Origin of the sequence: Synechococcus sp. BO 8801, from assembly GCF_002252675.1 — a bacterium.
GTDB lineage: Bacteria > Cyanobacteriota > Cyanobacteriia > PCC-6307 > Cyanobiaceae > Cyanobium.
Genome location: NZ_NQKY01000019.1, coordinates 36239 through 58040 on the forward strand (window position 1 = coordinate 36239; position 21802 = coordinate 58040).

Sequence of the window (21802 nt, forward strand, 5' to 3'; positions counted from 1 at the left end):
GGCGTTGGTCCTTCCACCGGAGCATGACGACCTGGCCCGGCTCACGGGTGTGCTGGCCGTGGCCCTCTGGCTGGCGCTGCTCAGCGCCGGTGCCCTGCTCCTGCGCCGCCGCTGGCCCGCTCAGCGGGAATGGAGCCGCAAGCTGGTGCATATCGGAGCCGGGCCGGTGGTGCTGATCGCCTGGGCCTTCGGTGTCGAACGGCTGATCGCCATACCCGCCGCCGCCGCCATCACCCTGCTGGCCGCCCTCAACCACCGGGTGCGGGTGCTGCCGGCGATCGAGGACGTGGACCGGCACAGCTACGGCACGGTCGCCTACGGCGCCTCGATCACCCTGATGCTGTGGCTCTGGTGGCCCGCCCACCCCGACACGGTGGCAGCGGGAGTGCTGGTGATGGCGTTCGGTGACGGCCTGGCCGGTCTGCTGGGCCCGCTGATCCCGTCACCGAGCTGGACGGTGTTCGGCGAGCGCCGCTCCCTGGCGGGCACCGCCGCCATGGGGATCGCCAGCCTGGTGGCGCTGCTGAGCCTGGGGCTGCTGGGCGGTGGCCCGGCGCCGGCCTCGATCGCCCTCATCGCCCTGGTGGCCACGGGGCTGGAGCAGTGGGCCCTGCTGGGCATCGACAACATCAGCGTGCCCCTGGCGGTGGCCGGGCTGTGGCGGGTGCTGAGCTGATGGGACCGATCGAGCGGATCCTCATCGGCCTGGCCCTGGCAGCGGTCCTGCTGGGGCTGCGGCTGGCCACCCGCCGCTTCCAGCTGCCGCCACCGCCCCTGATGCTGCCGCTGGTGGCGGTGCTGCTGTGGGGCGTGATCGGCGGCACCGCCCGACCAGCCGGGGTGCAGTGGCTCGGCGCCGTCGACGAGCTGGCCACCGTCTACGCCCTGATCGCCCTGGTGGCCTGGCTGGCCCTGGAGTGCCCGGAGGCCCTGGGCTGGTGGCGACCCACCGCCAAGATCCTGCGGGACCTGCTGATGCTGGGCCTCTCGGCCCTGGCCACGGTGCTGGTGCTGCAGCGCCTCGCCAACCTCAACCTGGTGGGTCTGGTGACCACCTCGGCGGTGCTCACGGCCGTGATCGGCCTGGCGGCCCAGGAAACGCTCAAGGATCTGTTCGCCGGCATCGAGCTGCAGGTGGATCCGCCCTTCCGGGAGGGGGACTGGATCAGCGTCGGCGACGAGAGCGGCACGGTGGAGTCCCTGCATCTGATGAGCACCCGCCTGCGCCGCAAGGACGGCTCGACGGTGAACCTGCCCAACAACACGGTGGCGGACAACCCGATGCGGCGCTTCAGCCAGCACGAGCCGGTGGGGAACCGCTTCGAGATCGCCCTGGGCTACGAGATCCCGCCGGCCCGGGCGCGCCAGCTGCTGCTGCGGGTGATGGCCGAGAACCCCCTGGTGCTCGTCGACCCGGAGCCGGAGGTGCTGATCAGCTCCTACGAGGACTCCCGCATCCGCTACGAGCTGCAGGGGTACCAGCGCGGGCCCTCGGAGGGCGATCGGCTGCGGTTGCGCGGCGAACTGCTGGAGCAGATCTGGTACGCCCTGGAGCGCCAGGGCTGGGAGCTGCCCTACCCGGTGCGGGAGCTGAAGCGGCGCCAGACCCAGCGGGATCCGGCCCACCCCACCGGCGTGGATGCCTCGCTGACCGCCCAGCTGCTGCGGCGCAGCTGGCTGTTCGCCCAGCTGGACCCCGAACAGGTGAACCGACTCGCCTCGGAGGTGCGCTGCCTGCGCTTCGGCTCCGGCGAAACGATCGTGGCCGAGGGGGAGGAGGGCGTGGCCCTGTTCCAGGTGGTGGACGGCGAGGTGGAGGTGTTCAAGGCCGACGGCTCGCCCCTGGGGCGCTCGGTGGCCGTGCTGGGCCGGGATCAGATCTTCGGGGAGATGACCGTCTGCACCGGCGAACCCCGCACGGCCACGGTGCGCTCGCGGGGGGAATGCGTGCTGCTGGAGGTGGAGCGGGACGACTTCATGCCCCTGGTGGAGGACGATGCCGGGGTGCTGGAGGCGCTGGCGGCGATCGTGGGCCAGCGGCGCTCGGAACTGGAGAAGCTCTCCTCCCCGGATGCGGCCCGCCGCCAGACCTCGATCCTGGAGCGCATGCGCCACCTGTTCGGCCTCGAGGTCGACTGAGGGGACGCCGCTCAGGCCCTCAGGAGCTGCTCGCAGCGGAGCTCCCAGTCGCGCTGGGTGCCGATGCCGGCCACCAGCAGCCGCTCGGCCGGCTCCTCCCGCAGCCGCAGCTGCCACTGGCGGATCACATCGGCCCGCTCCATCCAGACATCGATCACCAGCCGCTGGATCGCCTCACCGTCCCAGCAGCGGCCCCGGGCCGTGTCGAGGGCCCAGTCCAGCAGGTCATCGAGCTGGAAGGGGCGGAAACCGCCGTAGATCGGGCCGGGGGCGGGTGGGCCGCCGGAGGGGGAGGCGACGGATTTCTGCTCGAGATAGAACAGCTGCAAGGGGTCGGACAACCCGCAGAACTGCAGGAGATAGGTCATCAGCGTCCCACCACGATCTTGCTGGCCCCAAACGTACCCAGGGCACGCCAGTCAGCTGTTCACCAGGAACACTCTGTTGCAGAAGATCGGATCAGCACTCTCACCTTTCGAGTGCTGATTGACCTGCCTTGGAGAAGAGCAGAGCCCTTCAGGCCAGGGCCAGACTGCGGGCCTGGGCCTGGCGCACCGCTTCGGCCAGCTCGACGAGCAGATCCAGGGTGGTGGGCAGATCGATGCAGGCATCGGTGATGCTCTGGCCGTAGGTGAGCGAGTCCAGGTCGGCGGAGATCTTCTGATTTCCCTCCACCAGATGGCTCTCCAGCATCACCCCCATCACGTGGACCGAACCGCCCCGCACCTGCTCGGCCACCTGGCGCAGCACCTCCCCCTGGCGGCGGTAGTCCTTGTTGGAGTTGCCGTGGCTGCAGTCCACCATCAGCCGGGCCGGCAGGCCGTCCTTGGCCAGCAGGGCCGCCGCCGCCTCCACAGCCTCGGCGTGGTAGTTGGTGCCGCTCTTGCCGCCGCGCAGCACCAGGTGGCCATCCGGGTTGCCGGTGGTGGACACGATCGCGGCCTGGCCCTCCCTGTTGATGCCCAGGAAATGGTGGGGCCGGGCGGCCGCCTCCATGGCATTGATGGCGGTGGCGGCGCTGCCGTCGGTGCCGTTCTTGAAGCCGATCGGCATCGACAGGCCCGAGGCCATCTCCCGGTGAGTCTGGCTCTCGGTGGTGCGGGCGCCGATGGCGGTCCAGCTGATCAGGTCGGCGAGGTACTGGGGCACCACCGGATCGAGCACCTCGGTGGCCGCCGGCAGGCCCAGCTCCGCCAGGTGCAGCAGCAGGGAACGGGCCCGGCGCAGGCCGGTGTTGATGTCGTAGCTGCCGTCGAGGTGGGGGTCGTTGATCATCCCCTTCCAGCCCACGGTGGTGCGGGGCTTCTCGAAGTAGACCCGCATCACGATCTCCAGCTCGTCCCGATGGCGGCGCTGGGCCTGGGCGATGGCTTCGGCGTACTCCCGGGCGGCGGCCACGTCGTGGACCGAGCAGGGGCCGACGATCACGAGCATCCGCTGGTCGCCGGCGTGCAGGATGGCCTTGATCCGTTCCCGGGCCTGCTGCACGGTGCGGGCCGCCTGCTCCGACAGGGGCAGCTCCGCATGCAGCACCGCCGGCGGCACCAGCGGCCGGGTTTCCACCACGTGGAGATCGGAGGTGGGGATCATGCGCGGCGGCCGGCGGGGATTGGTCAGACCCCCCAGCCTACGAACTGGCGGCACCGATGCCAGCGCCGACTTCTGCAGCCGTCGTCACCAGAGGGCGGACCCGCGGGGAAGAACAATGGAAGGGATGCCCATGCGGTCCTGCGTCCATATGTCCGCCTCCCCGAGCCCCGCCCCCCTCTCCCCCGCCGAGCTGCTGCCCAGCTACCGCGAGGCCGCAGCGGCCCGCGAAGCCCTTGGCGTGCCGCCCCTGCCGCTCACCGCCCCCCAGGCCCAGGCCGTCACCCAGCTGCTGGAGCAGCCACCCGCCGGCGAGGAGGCCTTCCTGCTGCACCTGCTGAGCGAACGGATTCCGCCGGGGGTGGATGAGGCCGCCTATGTGAAGGCGGGCTGGCTGAGTGGGATCGCCAAGGGAACGGCCACCAGCCCCCTGGTGAGCCCCCTGGAGGCCACGCGGCTGCTGGCCACCATGATCGGCGGCTACAACGTCGGCGCCCTGATCGAGCTGCTCTCCTGCCCGGAGGCGGACGTCGCTGAAGAGGCCGCCCTGGGGCTGAGCCGCACCCTGCTGGTGTACGACGCCTTCCACGACGTGCTGGAGCTGGCCGAGACCAACCCCCTGGCCCGCCAGGTGGTGGACAGCTGGGCGGCGGCGGAATGGTTCCACGCCCGGCCGCCCCTGCCGGAGGCGATCACCGTCACCGTGTTCAAGGTGACCGGGGAAACCAACACCGACGACCTCTCGCCGGCCACCCACGCCACCACCCGGCCCGACATCCCCCTGCACGCGATGGCGATGCTGGAGACGCGGATGCCGGAGGGGCTGGCCCTGATCGCCGAGCTGAAGGCGAAGGGCCACCCGCTCGCCTACGTGGGTGATGTGGTGGGCACGGGCAGCTCCCGCAAATCCGCCATCAACTCGGTGCTCTGGCACATCGGCACCGACATCCCCCACGTGCCCAACAAGCGCAGCGGCGGGGTGGTGCTCGGCAGCAAGATCGCGCCGATCTTCTTCAACACCGCCGAGGATTCCGGCGCCCTGCCGATCGAGTGCGACGTGAGCGCCCTCAACAGCGGCGACGTGATCACGATCCGGCCCCACGCCGGCACGATCGAGCGGGCCGCCGGCGAGCCGGGGGCCGGGGAGGTGCTGGCCCGTTTCGAGCTCAAGCCCAGCACCATCGCCGACGAGGTGCGCGCCGGTGGCCGCATCCCCCTGCTGATCGGCCGCTCGCTCACCGACAAGGTGCGGCTGCAGCTGGGCCTGCCCGCCTCGGAGGCCTTCATCCGGCCGGTGGCCCCGGTCGACACGGGCAAGGGCTTCACCCTGGCCCAGAAGATGGTGGGCAAGGCCTGCGGCCTGGCCGGCGTGCGCCCTGGCACCAGCTGCGAACCGCTGATGACCAGCGTCGGCAGCCAGGACACCACCGGGCCGATGACCCGCGACGAGATGAAGGAGCTGGCCTGCCTGGGCTTCTCCGCCGATCTGGTGATGCAGAGCTTCTGCCACACCGCCGCCTACCCCAAGCCGGTGGATCTGAAGACCCACGCCGAGCTGCCCGACTTCATCAGCTCCCGGGGCGGCGTCGCCCTGCGCCCCGGCGACGGCATCATCCACAGCTGGCTCAACCGCATGCTGCTGCCGGACACGGTGGGCACCGGCGGCGACAGCCACACCCGCTTCCCCCTCGGCATCTCCTTCCCGGCCGGCTCCGGCCTGGTGGCCTTCGCGGCCGCCATCGGCGCCATGCCCCTCGACATGCCCGAGTCAGTGCTGGTGCGCTTCTCCGGTTCGCTGCAGCCCGGCGTCACCCTGCGGGACGTGGTCAACGCCATCCCGTATGTGGCCATCCAGCAGGGCCTGCTGACGGTGGAGAAGGCCGGCAAGAAGAACATCTTCAGCGGCCGGATCATGGAGATCGAGGGGCTCCCCGACCTGAAGCTGGAGCAGGCGTTCGAGCTCACCGACGCCACCGCGGAACGCTCCTGCGCCGGCAGCACGATCAAGCTGAGCGTCGAGACGGTGAGTGAATACCTGCGCAGCAACGTGGCGCTGCTTAAGAACATGATCGCCCGGGGCTACAGCGATGCCCGCACCATGGCGCGCCGGATCAAGGCGATGGAGGCCTGGCTGGCGGATCCGGTGCTGATGGAGGCCGACGCCGACGCCGAGTACGCGGCGGTGATCGACATCAACCTGGACGAGCTGAGCGAGCCGATCCTGGCCTGCCCCAACGATCCCGACAACGTCAAGCTCCTGAGCGAGGTGGCGGGCGACCGGATCGATGAGGTGTTCATCGGCTCCTGCATGACCAACATCGGCCACTACCGCGCCGCCGCCACGGTGATGGACGGGGCCGGCACCAGCGCCGCCCGGCTGTGGGTCTGCCCGCCGACCCGCATGGACGATGAGGTGCTGCGGGCCGAGGGCTACACCGCCAAGTTCGAGACCGCCGGCGCCCGCATGGAGCTGCCCGGCTGCTCCCTGTGCATGGGCAACCAGGCCCGGGTGGAGGACAACACCACCGTGTTCTCCACCAGCACCCGCAACTTCAACAACCGCCTCGGCAACGGCGCCCAGGTGTACCTGGGCAGCGCCGAACTGGCGGCGGTGTGCGCCCTGCTGGGACGCATTCCCAGCCCGGCCGAGTACCTGGAGATCGCGGCGGCCAAGATCGATCCCCTCTCCGACCAGCTCTACCGCTACCTCAACTTCGACCAGATCGATGGCTTCGAAGATGCCGGGCGGGTGGTGAGCGTGGAGGAGGAGGAGAAGGTGCTGGCGGAGGTCTGAGCTGCCCCCTATCGGGTGCCCGGCGATGGCCTCCAGAGTCCCAGTTGCAGGGCTTGGGCTCTCATCTCCGCCTCTTGGTAGATCTCCTGATTGCATGGGCTCGCGGCCTGGCGATCCAGCGCCGCCAGGCCGACTTGCACCAGGCTCAGGTTGATCGGCACCCTCGAACCAACGGGAGTGATCTCCGCCAGCTCGACGCCGTCAGCGGCCTTGCTGCGCGTCGAGAGCGTCACCCAGGCACCGGGCTGGAGAAGGGCCTCCAGGGCGGCCTTGGCGGCCAGGCCCGAGCTGCTCTGTGGGAGTTGCGGGGGCCGGAGGCAGGCCAGCCGCACCTTGAACGGATCGCCGTAGGGGGTCACGACGATGGTGCGGCCATCCAGGACCTTCACGACCCGGACGTCGTCAGCAGGGGGCGGGGGAATGGCGAGAACCGGAGCCCCCGTCATCGAAAGGAGCAGGGCGGACACACCAACCAACGGGCGATTCACGGTGCTATCCCTCAACCCCCCACCACCAGGGCGTCGACGATCTCGTAGCGCTCGACGTTCTCCCCAAGCACCAGCACCGACACATCGCCGCGTCGCTGCACCGTGAGCTTTTCGGGCTGATCGGAAGCAACCGCCTTGCCCTTCACGAACAGGAACTGACGCTTCTGGCCCTCGGGGTTCATCACCACCACCGTGGCGCTGTTGTTGACCCGGCGGATCACGGAGGCCTTGCACCGGGCGGCCTTGGCACTGCTGCCGGACCCACACGGCACCTCCGCAGAGGCGTGGTACGGCGTGCCTGGGATCAGGGCATCGCGGGATGCGGGCACGGGGGCGAGGGGAGCACCACTGATCCCCACCTTGAGGCTGTAGGTGCTCGTTTCATTGCGGCGCGCCGCCGGCCGCATCAGATACACCCTCACCCTGACATCGCCATCGCTGGGCAAAGGCCCACGGAAGCGGTTGCCGGAGCTGCTGCCGATGAACAGGGCGGTGTCGGTCCCGGCCGCCATCACATTGAAGTAGTTCTGGGGGTTGGAACCCTTGAGTTCCACGGTCAGGGTCTGACCGGCGCCGGCGCGCAGTTTGTAATCGATGGTCTGGTCGCCCTTGAGCTGGCCCTTCAGCAGGGTGGAATCAGCTCCGGCTCGAAACGTGACCCTCTGGCTCTCGATCGCGCTCTGGGCCATCCCAACCCCAGCGGGAATGCTTATCGCCAGAAGGCCAGAAGCAACCCAGGCGAGGGGAGAACGCATTGGTTCCTTAGGCGAGACGCTTATCAGATCCTACCTCGGAGGGCTGCCCAGACCAGGATCGACAACTACATCCATAGGCACCATTCTTCACGTCTCTTCGTATGAATCTGTTGTTCACCTTCCATCCAAGCGCAGGGACGGCCTTCAGGGTCCTGTCCATGCCTGGGCTCTCCTGCCAATACCTTGCAGAAGCTCTCACAGGAATGGCCAGAATCTCTGGCCGACGCGGGCTTCCTTTTGGCCATGACGATGTCGACCAGGACCTTGGCAATGCGTCCTGCCCAGGGAACTCAACGCATCATTCCACCAATCCATTCACAGCCGAACATGTGGGGTTTCCAGGACTAGACGGTAAATAGAAGCCAGGGCAGTGTGCTAAAGTGATTTCAATAGGAGTAAACTTACTGTCAAATGCCTGCGAGCAACATTAAACTCGGGGCCTGCTTGATGCTGGCCCTGGCAAGCACCGGAGGCGATGCCTGGGCTCAGTCGCTCCCCTCCGGAGCGATCCAGCGTTACGAGCGGGACCAGCGCCTACGCGACACCCTCGACGAGCAGAACCGTCGCCAGCTGGAGCAGCTCAACAAGCCGCAGGTCCCCGAACAACCCGTCCAGGAGAAAGAGCCACTGCCGGAATCTCTGCCTGACTTCTCCTACAGCAGTGTGAGCTTCGAGGGGGTGTCGGTGCAGTGGAAGGGGCAGCTCGAAGCCCTGGCCGCTCCCTATCTGAACCGTCCCGTCAGCCTGCGCGATCTGGAAACTCTGCGCATCGCCATTCGCGACGCCTATCGCTCCCGTGGCCTTCTCGCTCTGGTACGGATCGATCCGAGCGGCCCCAAGGGTGGTCCGCTGATGATCACCGTCACGGAGGCGCGCATGGGGGAGGTCAAGATTGATTCCACCGTGCCGCACCACCTCAACGACGGCATCGCCAAGGCCACGATCAGGGCCTCCGTGGCCCAAGGCAGTCTGCTGCGTCTCGACAAACTCACGTCCGCCCTGCTCAAGCTCAACGATCTGGCGGGGGTGCAGGTGCGTTCCCGACTCCAGCCGGGATCCGAGACCGGCACCACCGATGTGGTGCTCAGCGTCTTCGACACCGATCGCACCAGCGGCGAGCTCAATGTCAACAACGAGATCAACCGCTTCCTTGGCAGTGTTGACGTTGATCTGACGCTCACGGGTTCGAACCTGCTGGGTCGAGGCGAGCGGACCTCTCTGGAGGGGAGTTGGTGGGGCAACAGCTCCGGCACGGGTAACTGGGTGGGATCGCTGAACTTTGCACTCCCTGTCACACCCGATGGCGGGCAACTGAATCTCTACGCCAACTACAACAAGTATCGGCTGCTTGATGAGCTCTTCAGTGCGGACATCAATGGCAGCACTGGCAATATTCGCCTCGGCTTTCAGCAACCCCTGTGGCGACGTCCCATGCAATCGCTCTGGGGATCTCTCAGCGCTGAGTACAACAGCTACATCGACAGAATCCAGAATACGGAGGTCCGCGACAGAGACAGCCAGGTGATCCGGCTCTCGCTGATCGGCCAGAAGCAGGATGCGTTTCTTGGCACCGGCCTGAACACGGCATTGCTTCAATACAGCCTTGGCAATCTGGATCGATCCGGCAACAGCAATGATCTGTCCCTCGATGCCCTGACCGCCAACACCGATGGTGGCTTCAACAAGGTGGGTCTCGTGTATAGCCGCTATCAGGTCTTCTCCGAGCGTTGGCAGGCCAAGGTGTTCATCCAGGCCCAGAAAGCCTTCAACAATCTTGACGGTGCCGAAAAGATGTCCCTCGGCTATCCCAATGGTGTGCGGGCCTATCCACCGGGAGAAGCACCAGGGGATAGCGGCTTCAGTGGCCAGTTTGATCTGATTTACCGTGCATCTCCGCTGCTGTCTTTTGTGGCGTTCATCGATGCCGGTTACATCTGGCGTTGGAACACTCCCTTCACCGATGCGCTGCAGCCCAATTCCTTTGGCCTGGCCGGAACGGGGGTTGGGGTGGATCTGGGCACCTCCGGCGACTGGCTTCTCTCCGTGAAGGTCGGCTTCCCGATCGGCAACAACCCTGGCAGCCTTGATAACACCGATGCTGACGGCTTCAACAAGGGAGCCAGGGTGTGGGGTTCCCTGCGGTGGTGGTTCTGATGAAACGCGCCGATCCAACCGTTTCGATCACCTTGCAGGCCCTCCTCTGGCGCCTGGCGCACACAGGGATGGTGGCCCTGACGCTGGCCCAGTCCAGCGCGCCGCCCATGGCCCGCGCCCAGGTGCTGCCCACCAGTCCCCAACAGGTGGGCGGCGGAGCCCATACCGTGACCACCTCAGGGAGCACGCTCACCGTCACCACCCCTGGCCGGGCGGTGATCAGCTGGGGCAGCTTCAACATCGGCCCCGGTGCCACGGTCGATTTCCAGAACCAGGGAGCCGTTCTCAACTACGTGCGCAGTGGTGGCGGTGCCTCACGGCTTGATGGGGTGCTCAGGGCCATCAACCCTGTGGTGTTGATCAACAACCAGGGCATCACGGTGGGCTCCACCGCCTTGATCTCCGTGCCCAGCATCCTGCTCAGTACGGGCACGCTCGCTGCCGGCGCTGAGCAGCGGTTCCTTGCGGGCGAGGCCTATGGCCCTGGCCTGAATGCCCCGTTGATCAGCATCGTCATGGCCGATGGGGATGGCCCCATCCAGGTGGATGGCACCATCCGTTCCACCAACGGAGGCGGGATCGCCCTCGTGGCTCCCTCGGTGACCGTGGGTCCAACGGCCACGATCCTCACCAGAGGCACCCGCAGCGCAGCCACCGGAACGGATGGGGTCAACACCACCGTCAATGGGGTGCAGCCTGAAGGCTCCCTCTGGATCGGCACCACCGGGTTGCCGACCAACACGTTCACGGCGGCCCCTGGCCTGCCCACTGGCTTCGGCTTCATCCAGATCAGTGGCAAGCCCTCTCCCCAACGGGCGACCCTTTCACTCCAGGCCACCTACGACCTGGAGCGTTTCGTGATCAGCACCTCCGGGGCCAAAGCCGGTCAGTTCAACGATCTCTTCTTCTCCCCGAACTTCCGGGCGGCTGATTTCTACGTCTATGACGGCATCGAGGCGATCGAGGAGGGGCATCGGGAAAGCACCAATGGGGGCTCCCTCAAGCGCCGTCTGACGCATACCGACGCCCAGGGCAACCTTGTCTCCGAAGAACGGGACGAGGCCAGCGTCCTTGGCCTGACGTTGCCAGCCGGGGCCGTTCTGCTGAATGCCGAAGGTGTTCGTGTCGACCAGACCTCAGGCAAGCTCACCGCCGGAACGCTCACGGTTCAGCCCGGTTCGACAGCACTCACGAACCCGGATTTCGTTGACCAGTTCGGCACCGGCCCCCTGAAGGTCACCATCGACGGCGGCGCCTCATCGGTGGTCGGCAGCAATGGCGTCAAGGCGCCCTACAACCCGCAAACGGGAGTGATCACCTGGGACAAGACGATTCCGGGAACTCCCACCACCCAGATGGTGCTCGTTCCCGGCGGATCGTTCGCGATCAATCAGGGGCAAACGAATCCTGGATTCTCCAGGCCCCAGGAAGCCGGAACCAGCCAGCGCTTTGTCAGTCAGGATGGTTATTACTATCACGGGCATAACGGTCAGTACGCAGGGACAAGCCCCTGCAGTGGTTGCCGTTATGTGAACCCCACCACCGGTGAAGTGACCTACTGGAAAGGGCACTTCACCACCGACAGCAACGGCCGTCCGCAGTTCACCACCAGCGGCAATCTGCCTCCCACCCATGTGCTCTACATGGTGGGAGGTCGGACTTACGTGACCGACGCGTCAAGCTTCAACCCCCAGACCACACCGAAGAATCCACCGACCCAAGTGGTGAGACCGCCGATTTACCAGCAGGTCACCACGCCGGGCACTCCCACCGTGGTGCAGCTCCAGCAGGCACTTCCCCTGGCGGGCCAGGCCTCGATTCCCCAGGGTTCAGGCACGTCCACGTGGCAGCGGCCAACTCCGCCCATGCCGCAGCCCACCGCCGCTCCCAATCCCCAGACGGCTGTTCCGATTCTGGCTCCGATGCTGGTGCCGCAGCAGACACAGCAGATCCCGACGGTTGGACCGACGCCGGCACCCACCCAGATGCCTGTGCCGCAGCCGACCATCGCGCCGCAGCCCACCGCCGCTCCCAATCCCCAGACGGCTGTTCCGATTCTGGCTCCGACACTGGTGCCGCAACAGACACAGCTGACGCCTACGGCTGGGCCGACGCCGGCACCAACACGGATGCCCGTGCCGCAGCCGACCACCGCGCCGCAGCCTGTCCTCACGCCAACGATGGCCCCGGCGCAGGTGCCGCCCAAGCCCACCACCGCACCACAGCCCCTGCTCACGCCAACCATGGCGCCGAGCAAGCTGCCGCCTCAGCCCACAACCGCGCCGCAGCCTGTCCTCTCGCCAACGATGGCGCCTCCGAAGCTGCCGCCTCAGCCAACCACCGCGCCACAGCCCCTGCTCACGCCGACCATGGCCCCGGCGCAGGTGCCGCCCAAGCCCACCACCGCACCACAGCCCCTGCTCACGCCGACGATGGCGCCTGGGAAGCTGCCGCCTCAGCCCACCACCGCGCCGCAGCCAGTCCTCTCGCCAACGATGGGGCCTCCGAAGCTGCCGCCTCAGCCAACCACCGCGCCACAGCCCCTGCTCACGCCGACCATGGCCCCGGCGCAGGTGCCGCCCAAGCCCACCACCGCTCCGCAGCCTGTCCTCACGCCAACCATGGCGCCGGGCAAGCTGCCGCCGCAGCCCACAGCCGCGCCGCAGCCAGTCCTCTCGCCAACGATGGCGCCTCCGAAGCTGCCGCCTCAGCCAACCACCGCGCCACAGCCCCTGCTCACGCCGACCATGGCCCCGGCGCAGGTGCCGCCCAAGCCCACCACCGCTCCGCAGCCTGTCCTCACGCCAACCAACCACCGCGCCACAGCCCCTGCTCACGCCGACCATGGCCCCGGCGCAGGTGCCGCCCAAGCCCACCACCGCTCCGCAGCCTGTCCTCACGCCAACAATGGCGCCCGGGAAGCTGCCGCCGCAGCCCACAACCGCGCCGCAGCCTGTCCTCACGCCAACCATGGCGCCTGGGAAGCTGCCGCCTCAGCCCACGACCGCACCACAGCCCCTGCTCACGCCGACCATGGCCCCGGCGCAGGTGCCGCCCAAGCCCACCACCGCTCCGCAGCCTGTCCTCACGCCAACCATGGCGCCGAGCAAGCTGCCGCCTCAGCCCACGACCGCGCCACAGCCAGTCCTCTCGCCAACGATGGCGCCGACGCAGTTGCCGCCCAAGCCCACTGCCGCTCCGCAGCCTGTCCTGACGCCAACGATGGCGCCTCCGAAGCTACCGACCCAGCCCACCACCGCACCACAGCCCCTGCTCACGCCGTCCATGGCGCCCGGGAAACTGCCGCTCCAGCCCACGACCGCACCGCAGCCTGTCCTCACGCCGACCATGGCACCTGGGGAAGCGTCTCCACAGCCGGCACTGGCGCCCCAGCCCTCCAGTGCTGCACAGCCGGTGCTCCGACCCATCAGCCCAGGCGAGTTGCTGCCGACCTCTGGGGTGCGGCCCGTTCCTCGCGCCGATTCCTTCAGTTACCAGATCCCTAAGGGGTTGATCGAGGAACGGATTCCCGGTGCCATCCCAGAGAAAAGCCGCGCTCGCCTGGCGGACGGACGTGCCCTGCCACCGGGAGTCGACTTCGACGCCTTCAGCCAGACGTTCGAGATCAGGGGCTACGGCAAGATCACGCTGCCACTCGACGTGCTGCTCACCGTGCCGACCCGCAGCGGCACGCCCGGCTCGTTCACGCTCACCATCGGCAAACCCTGAAGCGGCTGAGCCATGCCGACCACTTCTCCAGGCCTCAGCCTGATCATCGGCAGCCGCAACGAGGGTGACTATCTGAGGCGAACTGTTGAGGGTGCATTGGCGCTCACGCCCCCCGAGGGCGGCCTTGAGTGCTCCCTCTACGACGACGCCTCAAGCGATGGCAGCACGGACTTCTGCGACGAACCCCACTGGCGTCAACGTCGCGACCAGGGAACGGTTCGACTGCAGCGCGGGGCCTTCCGGATTGGTGTTTCCCGGGGCCGTCGCCAGGGTGCGGCCGGCTGCCGTGCGGAGGTCCTGGTGTTCCTCGATGCCCATCTGGAGTTTCCCCAGAGCGATCTCTGGTTGAAGGTTCAGGACCATTTCCGCAACCCAGGCTGCGATCTGCTGGGGATCGACTGTTTTGACAGTCGTAATGGTGCCTCCACCGCCGGCTCGATCTACAGCAGTAAGCGGCTGTGCCATCTGAATCCTGCCTGGGTGAGGCTTCAATCCGATCCCCTGGTCGATGTGACGGCGCCCTTCGTGAATGGCGGCTTCTTTGCCATCCGCCGGCAGGTGTACGAACGCCTGGAAGGTTTTCCGGACTTCCTGGAGGACTGGGGCCATGAGGATCGTTTCCTTTCGATGCTGGCTGGGCTCTGTGGCTACCACTGCCGCGTTGATCAACGCCTGCGCGTCGGCCATCTCTACAAGGATGTGTTCAATGAACAGGAGGGACTGACCCAGCCGGAAGCCTTCTCGGACCCCCTCCCGAGCGATGGGGTTGTGTTACCGGAGGTTGTTTTCCGCCATGCCGATGCAGCCACACGGGGTGTGTCGACGATGTTGATGAACAGCCTGCGTTGTGGCGCCGTGCTTTACAGCGCCGAGGTGGCGGAGCGCATGCATGAACAATTGCGCTTCGATTTCGGTGCTGAGATGGTCGAAACGGCCTTGCAGCTGCTCCTGCAGGAGAAGCCCCAGCTCGAAACTCTGATGCTGCGCCTCGGCCTGGGCCCAGAACAGCGGGACCGGCAGATGGTGGACTTCTTCCAGCGTTTCCGGCCCGTGCTGCCGATGCTCGATGAGGCGGAGCTTCATGCCACGGCTCACTTGCAGGATGCCCAACTGGCGCTCGATCGGGTGCGCCAGTTGCCCCTGGCGCTGTCGTCGCTCCATCAGCCGGATGCTGACCACTACCGCACGGCCCGCCTCTACCGCGAGGCCCTCTATGGCTTCCAGCTGCAGCGGCACGAGGAGGCGACCCGTCTACTGGCCGAGTTGCTGACGATTGATCCGGACTACCTGCCAGCCATCTGCCTGCTGGCCGTGAATCTTCGGGCCGTGGGGCGACAAGCGGGCGAAAGATTCTGGCTGCAGCGCGGTGCCGACATCATCGAGCGCCACCGACAGGTCGGACCAGGGCCGATTGGAGCCTTCCACCCCGCCAGCCTCAATCCCTACCTTCGCCATCTCTACTGGCCTGAAGCCGATCGGATGATCTGGGCAGCCCTGGCGGATCTTGAGGAACGGGCCGGACACCCCTCTGCCGCGGTGGGATGGCTACTCAAGCTGCTCGATCAATCGCCTGAGGAGAGTGCCGTACGGGAGCAGCTGTTGCGTTTGATTCAGCCAGCTGGTTGATTTCGCCATGCATGCCATGCGCTCCGCTACCAACGCTCCACCCAAGGGCTGGCCTACCCGTTCCTATTCGCCGCCCTGAACGGCCAGCAGCTTGCGCTGCTGTTTCCAGCGCAGCACCTGCCAGACCAGGAACACCATCAGCAGGGGCAGCACCGCCACCAGCACCACGAACCGGTAGGTGTTGTCGACGATCTCACCGCCGGCGGTGGAGGCCAGGACCTGCTCCACCAGATAGAGCCCGTAGAGGCCCAGAAGAATCCAGCCCTCGAGGCGGGAGATCACCCCGTTGGTCCAGAAGATCGGCAGGCAGGCCAGGGTGGTGGCCACCATGATCGGCAGGTCGCGGCTCACCATCACCGGATCCACCGCCAGCCCCTTGCCTCCGGAGAGCACGGCGCAGAGGCCCAGGATCACGATCTGGTTGAGCAGGTTGCTGCCCACCACGTTGCCGATGGCCAGGTCGGCCTTGCCCCGGTAGGCGGCCACCACGGAGGTGACCAGTTCCGGCATCGAGGTGCCGGCCGCCACGATCGTCAGGCCGATCACGGTCTGGCTCACCCCCAGGGCCACGGCGGCCGTGGTGGCCCCCCGCACCAGCAGCTGGGAGCCGACCACCAGCAGGACCAGGCCCGCCGCCAGCTTGAAGGCCGCCACCAGCGGGGTGGACCGCTCGTTCTCGTTGTCCTCGTCGTCTTCGGAATCTTCCGACGCGGTGCGGATCTCCCAGACGAGGTTGGCCACCGTCGCGAACAGCAGTGCCACACCGGCCTGCCAGGTGAGCCGGCCCCCCGAGGCCATGCCCCACACAGCCATCGAGATGCCCAGCAGCAGGGGCACGTCCCGCCGCACCAGGCGGCTCCTGACGCGCAGGGGAACGATGGCCGCGCTGGCGCCCAGCACCACCAGGATGTTGAAGATGTTGCTGCCCACCACGTTGCTGACGGCCAGGTCGGCATCCCCCTGAAGGGTGGACAGCACGCTCACGAACAGTTCCGGCGTGCTGGTGCCCAGGGACACCACCGTCAGGCCGATCACCAGCTGGGGGATGCCCAGCAGCAGGGACAGGGCGACCGAACCGGCGACGAACAGTTCCCCGCCGCCGAACAGCACCAGGATCCCGAGGATGATCTCGACGAAACTGGGCAGGGTGGGCATGGCGGCGTGTCTGAAAGCGCATGAGTTTAGGGAGACGCCAGCCGATCGCCTGAAGTGACACGCTGGATCTCCCCGTTCCGCCGCCCCCCCTGAACCAGGAAACGCTGCTGTTCGAGCCGGCCCGGCCGGCCGCCGATGCCCTGCGCACCGTGCTGGCCTTCCCGAGCAGCTATTCGGTGGGGATCACCAGCCTGGGCTACCAGGTGGTGTGGGCCAGCCTGGCGCGCCGCAGCGACCTGGACGTGCGGCGGCTGTTCACCGACCAGGGGGACCCACCGCACCGCCATTGCGACCTGTTCGGCCTGTCGCTCAGCTGGGAGCTGGACGGGCCGGTGCTGCTCGACCTGCTGGAGCGCCAGGGCATCCCCCTGTGGAGTCACCAGCGGCGGGAGGACGACCCGATCGTGTTCGGCGGCGGCCCGGTGCTCACCGCCAATCCCGAGCCCCTGGCCCCCTTCTTCGATGTGGTGCTGCTCGGTGACGGCGAGCTGCTGCTGCCCGCCTTCATCGACGCCCTCCAGGCCGCCCGCCCCCTGCCCCGGTCCGAACGCCTGCGGCAGCTGGCCCAGGTTTTCCCGGGGTCTATGTGCCGGCGCTCTACGCCCCCCGCTACGACGCCGACGGCGCCCTGCTGGCGGTGGAGCCCACCGCCGCCGACCTGCCGGCCACCATCGCCAAGCAGACCTGGCGCGGCAACACCCTCAGCCATTCCACGGTGATCACGCCGGAGGCGGCCTGGCCCTCGATCCACATGGTGGAGGTGGCCCGCAGCTGCCCGGAACTGTGCCGCTTCTGCCTGGCCAGCTACCTGACCCTGCCGTTCCGCACCGCCTCCCTCGACAACGGCCTGATCCCGGCGGTGGAGACGGGCCTGGCGGTGACCCAGCGGCTCGGCCTGCTGGGCGCTTCGGTGACCCAGCACCCCCAGTTCGCCGACCTGCTCACCTGGCTCGATCAGGACCGCTTCGAGGGCACCCGGGTCAGCGTCAGCTCGGTGAGGGCCGCCACGGTGACCCCCCAGCTGGGGCGGATCCTGGCCCGGCGGGGCAGCAAGTCACTGACGATCGCGATCGAGAGCGGCAGCGAACGCATGCGCCGGGTGGTCAACAAGAAGCTGAGCGGCGAGGAGATCTTCGCGGCGGCCCGGTACGCCAGGGAGGGGGGCCTCAGCGGCCTGAAGCTCTACGGCATGGCGGGCCTGCCCAGCGAGGAGGAGGCCGACATCGAAGCCACCGCCGACCTGCTGCTGGCCCTGAAGAAGGCCACCCCGGGCCTGCGGCTGAGCCTCGGGGTGAGCACCTTCGTGCCCAAGGCCCACACCCCCTTCCAGTGGGAAGGGGTGCGGCCGGAGGCGGAGAAGCGCCTGCAGCGGCTGGCGCGGCGCCTGCAGCCCAAGGGCATCGAACTGCGCCCCGAGAGCTACGGCTGGAGCGTGATCCAGGCCCTGCTCTCCCGCAGCGACCGCCGCCTGGCGCCCGTGATCGCCGCGGCCCGGGGCCAGCACGACAGCCAGGGCGGCTGGAAGAAGGCCTACCGGGCAGTCCGCGCCGGCGAGGTGGCCGCACCGGCGGATCTGCCGGTCCCCCTGCCGGCGCCTCCGCCCTGGGAGGAGGTGGTCCACGCCACCTGGGGCGAGGAGCGCGTGCTGCCCTGGGCCCATCTGGAGGGCCCGCTACCAGCCGCCACCCTGCTCAGGCATCGGCAGGAGGCGCTGGCCGGCGATAGCAGCGCAGACCCGCCAGCAGCACCCAGCCCGCCACATTGATCCGGCTGTCGTAAAGGGGGATGTCGGTGGCGTGCAGGGCCACCAGCACCAGGACCGCGGCCCACCAGGCCCGGTCGAACAGGGTGCCGCCGGCCATGCCCAGCCAGCCGGCCCGGATCAGCAGCCACAGCACCAGGCCCACCACCAGGACGGCGACCGGCACCCCGTGGCTCATCGCCAGATCGATCGGCAGGTTGTGCGGGTGGCCGTGCCAGAAGCCGGTGCGCATCGGGTAAATGATGCTGAAGGCGGCCGCCCCCCAGCCCAGCCAGGGCCGTTCGGCGATCAGCCCCAGGGCCACCTGCCACTGGGCCAGGCGGGTGATCGCCAGCGGTCGCTGGCCGCCGTGGTCGAGGTCGATCAGCCGGCCCCAGATCGCCTCGGGCACCACCTGCCGGGCCAGCTCCTGCGGGGCCGCCGGCACCCAGGGCAGGGTGGAGAGGCCGATCACCGCCAGCACCACCAGCAGCACCGGCAGCAGCCACAGCCAGCTGCCGGGCCCGGCCACCACGGGCACCGCCAGCAGCAGGGCCCCCCAGGCATTGCGGGAATCGGTGAGGAACACCGCCGCCACCAGGCCGGCGGCGATCACCAGCACCACCCCCCGGCGCCGCCAGCCGAGACCGCCCTCGATCAGGGCCGCCAGGGTCAGGGGCCAGGCCAGCACCATCCAGGCCCCGGCGATGTTGGCGTAGTCGAACAGTCCGGCCAGCCGTTCCGGCGGGTTGCCGCCGGCCTTGATGTGCCAGATGATCAGGCCCCCCAGCCACTGGAAGGGTCCGCTCCAGCCCCACCAGATCTGGCCCAGGCCGGTGAGGATCACCGGCACCGTGCCGGCCACCACCGCCAGCGCCACCCGGCGGCGGGCGGCGGGGGTGCCGAGATACACCTGGAAACCCCAGAACCCCCAGAAAAAGGGCAGCCAGTTGCCCATCCCCAGCCAGGCCAGGTCATTGCTGGCGGCCCGGAAGCAGCCCAGCACCATCAGCACCGCCGCCGCCAGGAGCACGACGTTGACCCGGTCCGCCAGCACCGGGCGTCGGCCGCGGCTGCCCAGGATCAGGGCCAGCAGCAGGGCCAGGCCGGCCAGGAAGGCACTGCTGGCCAGCAGGAACATCCCCAGCTGGAAGCAGCGCCAGCCCAGCGGCGTGGCGGCGGCCGGCTTGGGCGCCATCAGGCGCTCATCGAGGGCAGAGAAACGGATCACCGGAGCGGCGGCGGCAGCGAAGGACCGACGGCGGGTCCCGGGGCAAGGCTCAATCAAACACAGCGGTTCGGCCTCTGTAGACCATCACCTGGCGGCGCAGGAACAGGCGCACCGCCCGGGCCAGGGCCAGCCGTTCGGTGTCGCGGCCCTTGCGGATCAGGTCCTCCACCTCATCGCGGTGGCCGACGTGCATGGTGGCCTGCTCGATGATCGGCCCGCCGTCCAGCTCCTCGGTCACGAAGTGGGCGGTGGCGCCGATCAGCTTGACCCCCCGCTCCCAGGCGCGGTGGTACGGCTGGGCCCCCTGGAAGGCGGGCAGGAAGGAGTGGTGGATGTTGATCACCTGGGAGAAGCGGGCCAGGAAGGCGGGGCTCAGCACCTGCATGTACTTGGCCAGCACCACCAGCTCGATCCGCTCCTCCTCCAGCAGGGCCAGCTGGGCCTGCTCCACCTCCGAGCGGGAGGCCGCCGTGATCGGCAGGTGCACGAAGCGGGCACCGAAATCAACCGCCAGCGCCTCCAGGTCCGGGTGGTTGGAGACCACCAGGGGCACCTGCATCGGCAGCTCCCCGGAGCGGGTGCGCCAGAGCAGGTCCACCAGGCAGTGGTCCTGGCGGCTGGCGAAGATCGCCACCCGGGGCAGGGCGTCGGAGAAGTGCACCTGGCCCTCGCCGCCGAGGCGCCCCGCCAGGGCCGCCACGGCCGGAACGATCGCCTCACGGGGCAGGCCGAACCCCTCCAGGGCCCATTCGATCCGGCTCAGGAACAGCCCCGCCCCCGCATCGGTGTGGTGGTCGGCATGGAGGATGTTGCCGCCGTTGGCGGCCACCCAGCCCGAGAGTTCGCTCACCAGCCCTGGCCGATCGGGGCAGATCAGCTGCAGGATCGCCGTGGGGGAACGCATCAATGAATCCGGAACGGATCGGTCGGAACCGTCATGGTGGCGCAGGCGGGCCGGTAAAGTCACGGCGCCAGCCACGTCACTGCACCGTCCCATGGCCGTCGCGTCGATCTCCGCGCCCCTCTCCCTGATGGGTGTCCTGCGCCGCCTCAGCCTGCTTGCCGTGGCCCTGGTGCTCAGCGTTTCCCTGGTGGCCTGCTCGGGCGACCAGACCCGCAAGCCGCCGACGATCAGCCCCGCCGACATGACCCTGATCGCCCGCCAGACCGAAGGGTTCCTGGCCGCGAAGGAGCGCCTGCCGGAACTGGCCGATCTGGTCAACGAGCGCAACTGGGTCTTCACCCGCAACCTGATCCACGGCCCGATGCAGGATCTGGGTCGCCAGATGCTCTACATCAACCAGCGTCTGCTGCCGGCAGACCGGGCCGAGGCCGCCAAGCGGGCCACCAAGCTGAAGGCCTCCCTGGCCAAGCTCGATGAGGCCGCCCGTCTGCAGGACGGCGAGAACCTCCGCAAGGACTACATCAAGGTGGCCACCGGCTTCAGCTCCTACGCCGAGGTGATTCCGGCCGAAGCCATCGCCCTGGCCGAATCCTTCAGCACCGAGGCCAAGGTGTCCAACGCCGTGCCGCCGGCCCCCTCGCCCAACACCCCCGCGCCCCAGCCGGTCGCCAGCGGCGACGCCTGATCCGCACCCCGGCGGGGCCCCCTCCCGCACCTCGGTGATCGTGGTGGGGGGTGGCATCGTGGGCCTGGCCTGCGCCTGGTGGCTCCAGTGCCGCGGCCACACGGTGCTGCTGCTCGATCCGGCCCAGGGGCCTGCCACTGGCGATGCCCCGGGCGAGGGCCCCGAACGCAGCGGCAGCCTGGCGGCCCTCGGGGTCCTGATGGCCGACAGCTTCCACCGGGAGCGGGGCCGGGCCTGGGACCTGCGTCAGCGCAGCCTGGAGCTCTGGGCCCAGTGGCGCCAGGAGCTGGCCCGACGGGGGCATCCGATCCCCTACCGCTCCGGCGTGCTGCTGCTGGCGGCGGATGGGGACGAGGAGGAACGCCTCGCGGCCCTGGGGGCACGCAAGCGGGCCCTGGGCCTGCCCCTGGAGCCCTGGGACCGGCGCCGGCTGGAGCAGCTCGAGCCCGGCCTGCCCCAGCCCTGCCTGGCGGGGCTCCACTCCGGCCGCGACGGCCAGCTGGATCCGGGATCGGCCCTGGCGGCCCTGGCGGCGGACGGCCGGCAACGGGGCCTGACCGTGCGGGCGGAGGCGGCCGTGGCCCTGCGGCCCGATGGCGGCGGCTGGCGGGTGGACCTGGCCGGGGGCGGCGCGGAGCGGGCGGCCTGGGTGGTGCTGGCGGCGGGGACCGCCAGCGGCACGCTGCTGAAGGCCGCAGCGGGGGTGGCCGCGGGGGTGGACCCTGGCCCCTGGGAGCTGGAGCCGGTGCTGGGCCAGGCCCTGGAGCTGGAGCTGGACGCCCCCCTCCCCGGCCACTGGCCCGGGGTGGTGGTG

15 protein-coding genes and 2 pseudogenes are annotated in these 21802 nt (G+C 68.7%); 10 read left to right on the forward strand and 7 right to left on the reverse strand.

Annotation, left to right across the window (positions count from 1 at the left end; translation table 11 throughout):
* Window positions 1-4 precede the first annotated feature (4 nt).
* Together CJZ86_RS12885 and CJZ86_RS12890 are read left to right on the forward strand one after the other, a co-directional pair.
* The gene (locus CJZ86_RS12885; RefSeq protein ID WP_094586417.1) at window positions 5-676 is read left to right on the forward strand and encodes a diacylglycerol/polyprenol kinase family protein; all 672 of its coding nucleotides are present in this window, start codon (window positions 5-7) and stop codon (window positions 674-676) included.
* Window positions 676-2139, forward strand: coding sequence for a mechanosensitive ion channel family protein (locus CJZ86_RS12890; protein WP_094586419.1), 1464 nt, complete (start codon window positions 676-678; stop codon window positions 2137-2139). The genes CJZ86_RS12885 and CJZ86_RS12890 overlap by 1 nt, the downstream gene beginning before the upstream one ends.
* An 11-nt stretch (window positions 2140-2150) precedes the next feature.
* Here the strand turns inward: CJZ86_RS12890 and CJZ86_RS12895 are convergent, their stop codons facing one another.
* Window positions 2151-2507 carry a hypothetical protein gene (locus tag CJZ86_RS12895; RefSeq protein ID WP_094586421.1) on the reverse strand — a complete coding sequence of 119 codons (357 nt, stop codon included), beginning with the start codon at window positions 2505-2507 and terminating at the stop codon, window positions 2151-2153.
* Window positions 2508-2655: 148 nt separating this feature from the next.
* Window positions 2656-3729: a 3-deoxy-7-phosphoheptulonate synthase gene (locus CJZ86_RS12900; RefSeq protein WP_094586423.1), complete on the reverse strand. Its 1074-nt coding sequence runs from the start codon at window positions 3727-3729 to the stop codon at window positions 2656-2658.
* A gap of 190 nt (window positions 3730-3919) precedes the next feature.
* Between CJZ86_RS12900 and acnB the strand changes: the two genes are divergently transcribed.
* On the forward strand, window positions 3920-6520 hold the full coding sequence (acnB, locus tag CJZ86_RS12905; protein ID WP_502690433.1) for a bifunctional aconitate hydratase 2/2-methylisocitrate dehydratase: 2601 nt from the start codon (window positions 3920-3922) through the stop codon (window positions 6518-6520).
* Window positions 6521-6528: 8 nt separating this feature from the next.
* On the opposite strand, the gene CJZ86_RS12910 is transcribed toward acnB, so the two are convergent.
* Together CJZ86_RS12910 and CJZ86_RS12915 are read right to left on the reverse strand one after the other, a co-directional pair.
* Window positions 6529-6909: a thermonuclease family protein gene (locus CJZ86_RS12910; protein ID WP_094586427.1), complete on the reverse strand. Its 381-nt coding sequence runs from the start codon at window positions 6907-6909 to the stop codon at window positions 6529-6531.
* 110 nt (window positions 6910-7019) lie between these two features.
* The gene (locus CJZ86_RS12915) at window positions 7020-7697 is read right to left on the reverse strand and encodes a hypothetical protein (protein ID WP_094586429.1); all 678 of its coding nucleotides are present in this window, start codon (window positions 7695-7697) and stop codon (window positions 7020-7022) included.
* 513 nt (window positions 7698-8210) lie between these two features.
* On the opposite strand from CJZ86_RS12915, the gene CJZ86_RS12920 reads away from it, so the two are divergent.
* Genes CJZ86_RS12920 through CJZ86_RS12935 form a run of 4 tightly spaced genes read left to right on the forward strand, consistent with a single transcriptional unit; the run spans window position 8211 to window position 15272 of the window.
* Window positions 8211-9917 carry a ShlB/FhaC/HecB family hemolysin secretion/activation protein gene (locus CJZ86_RS12920; RefSeq protein WP_233134013.1) on the forward strand — a complete coding sequence of 569 codons (1707 nt, stop codon included), beginning with the start codon at window positions 8211-8213 and terminating at the stop codon, window positions 9915-9917.
* Window positions 9918-9949: 32 nt separating this feature from the next.
* Window positions 9950-13423, forward strand: a complete 3474-nt coding sequence (locus CJZ86_RS17015; RefSeq protein WP_233134014.1) for a filamentous hemagglutinin N-terminal domain-containing protein — start codon at window positions 9950-9952, stop codon at window positions 13421-13423.
* 4 nt (window positions 13424-13427) lie between these two features.
* Window positions 13428-13646 carry a hypothetical protein gene (locus CJZ86_RS12930; protein ID WP_094586435.1) on the forward strand — a complete coding sequence of 73 codons (219 nt, stop codon included), beginning with the start codon at window positions 13428-13430 and terminating at the stop codon, window positions 13644-13646.
* Between the two features lie 12 nt (window positions 13647-13658).
* A complete protein-coding gene (locus CJZ86_RS12935) occupies window positions 13659-15272 on the forward strand; it encodes a glycosyltransferase (RefSeq protein WP_094586437.1) in 1614 nt (537 codons plus the stop codon).
* Window positions 15273-15335: 63 nt separating this feature from the next.
* Here the strand turns inward: CJZ86_RS12935 and CJZ86_RS12940 are convergent, their stop codons facing one another.
* Window positions 15336-16427 carry a calcium/sodium antiporter gene (locus CJZ86_RS12940; RefSeq protein ID WP_094586439.1) on the reverse strand — a complete coding sequence of 364 codons (1092 nt, stop codon included), beginning with the start codon at window positions 16425-16427 and terminating at the stop codon, window positions 15336-15338.
* Window positions 16428-16576: 149 nt separating this feature from the next.
* Between CJZ86_RS12940 and CJZ86_RS12945 the strand changes: the two are divergent.
* Window positions 16577-18192: pseudogene (locus CJZ86_RS12945) on the forward strand (B12-binding domain-containing radical SAM protein).
* Here the strand turns inward: CJZ86_RS12945 and CJZ86_RS12950 are convergent.
* Window positions 18119-19399, reverse strand: a complete 1281-nt coding sequence (locus tag CJZ86_RS12950) for an O-antigen ligase family protein (RefSeq protein WP_094586441.1) — start codon at window positions 19397-19399, stop codon at window positions 18119-18121. The pseudogene CJZ86_RS12945 and the gene CJZ86_RS12950 overlap by 74 nt on opposite strands.
* A 49-nt stretch (window positions 19400-19448) precedes the next feature.
* Window positions 19449-20303, reverse strand: a complete 855-nt coding sequence (gene purU / locus CJZ86_RS12955; RefSeq protein ID WP_094586443.1) for a formyltetrahydrofolate deformylase — start codon at window positions 20301-20303, stop codon at window positions 19449-19451.
* A 124-nt stretch (window positions 20304-20427) separates the two neighbouring features.
* On the opposite strand from purU, the pseudogene psbQ reads away from it, so the two are divergent.
* Window positions 20428-20883: pseudogene (gene psbQ / locus CJZ86_RS12960) on the forward strand (photosystem II protein PsbQ); the annotation flags it as partial.
* A gap of 139 nt (window positions 20884-21022) precedes the next feature.
* Window positions 21023-21802: NAD(P)/FAD-dependent oxidoreductase (locus CJZ86_RS12965; RefSeq protein ID WP_094586447.1), on the forward strand; the 780-nt coding region annotated here is incomplete at its 3' end.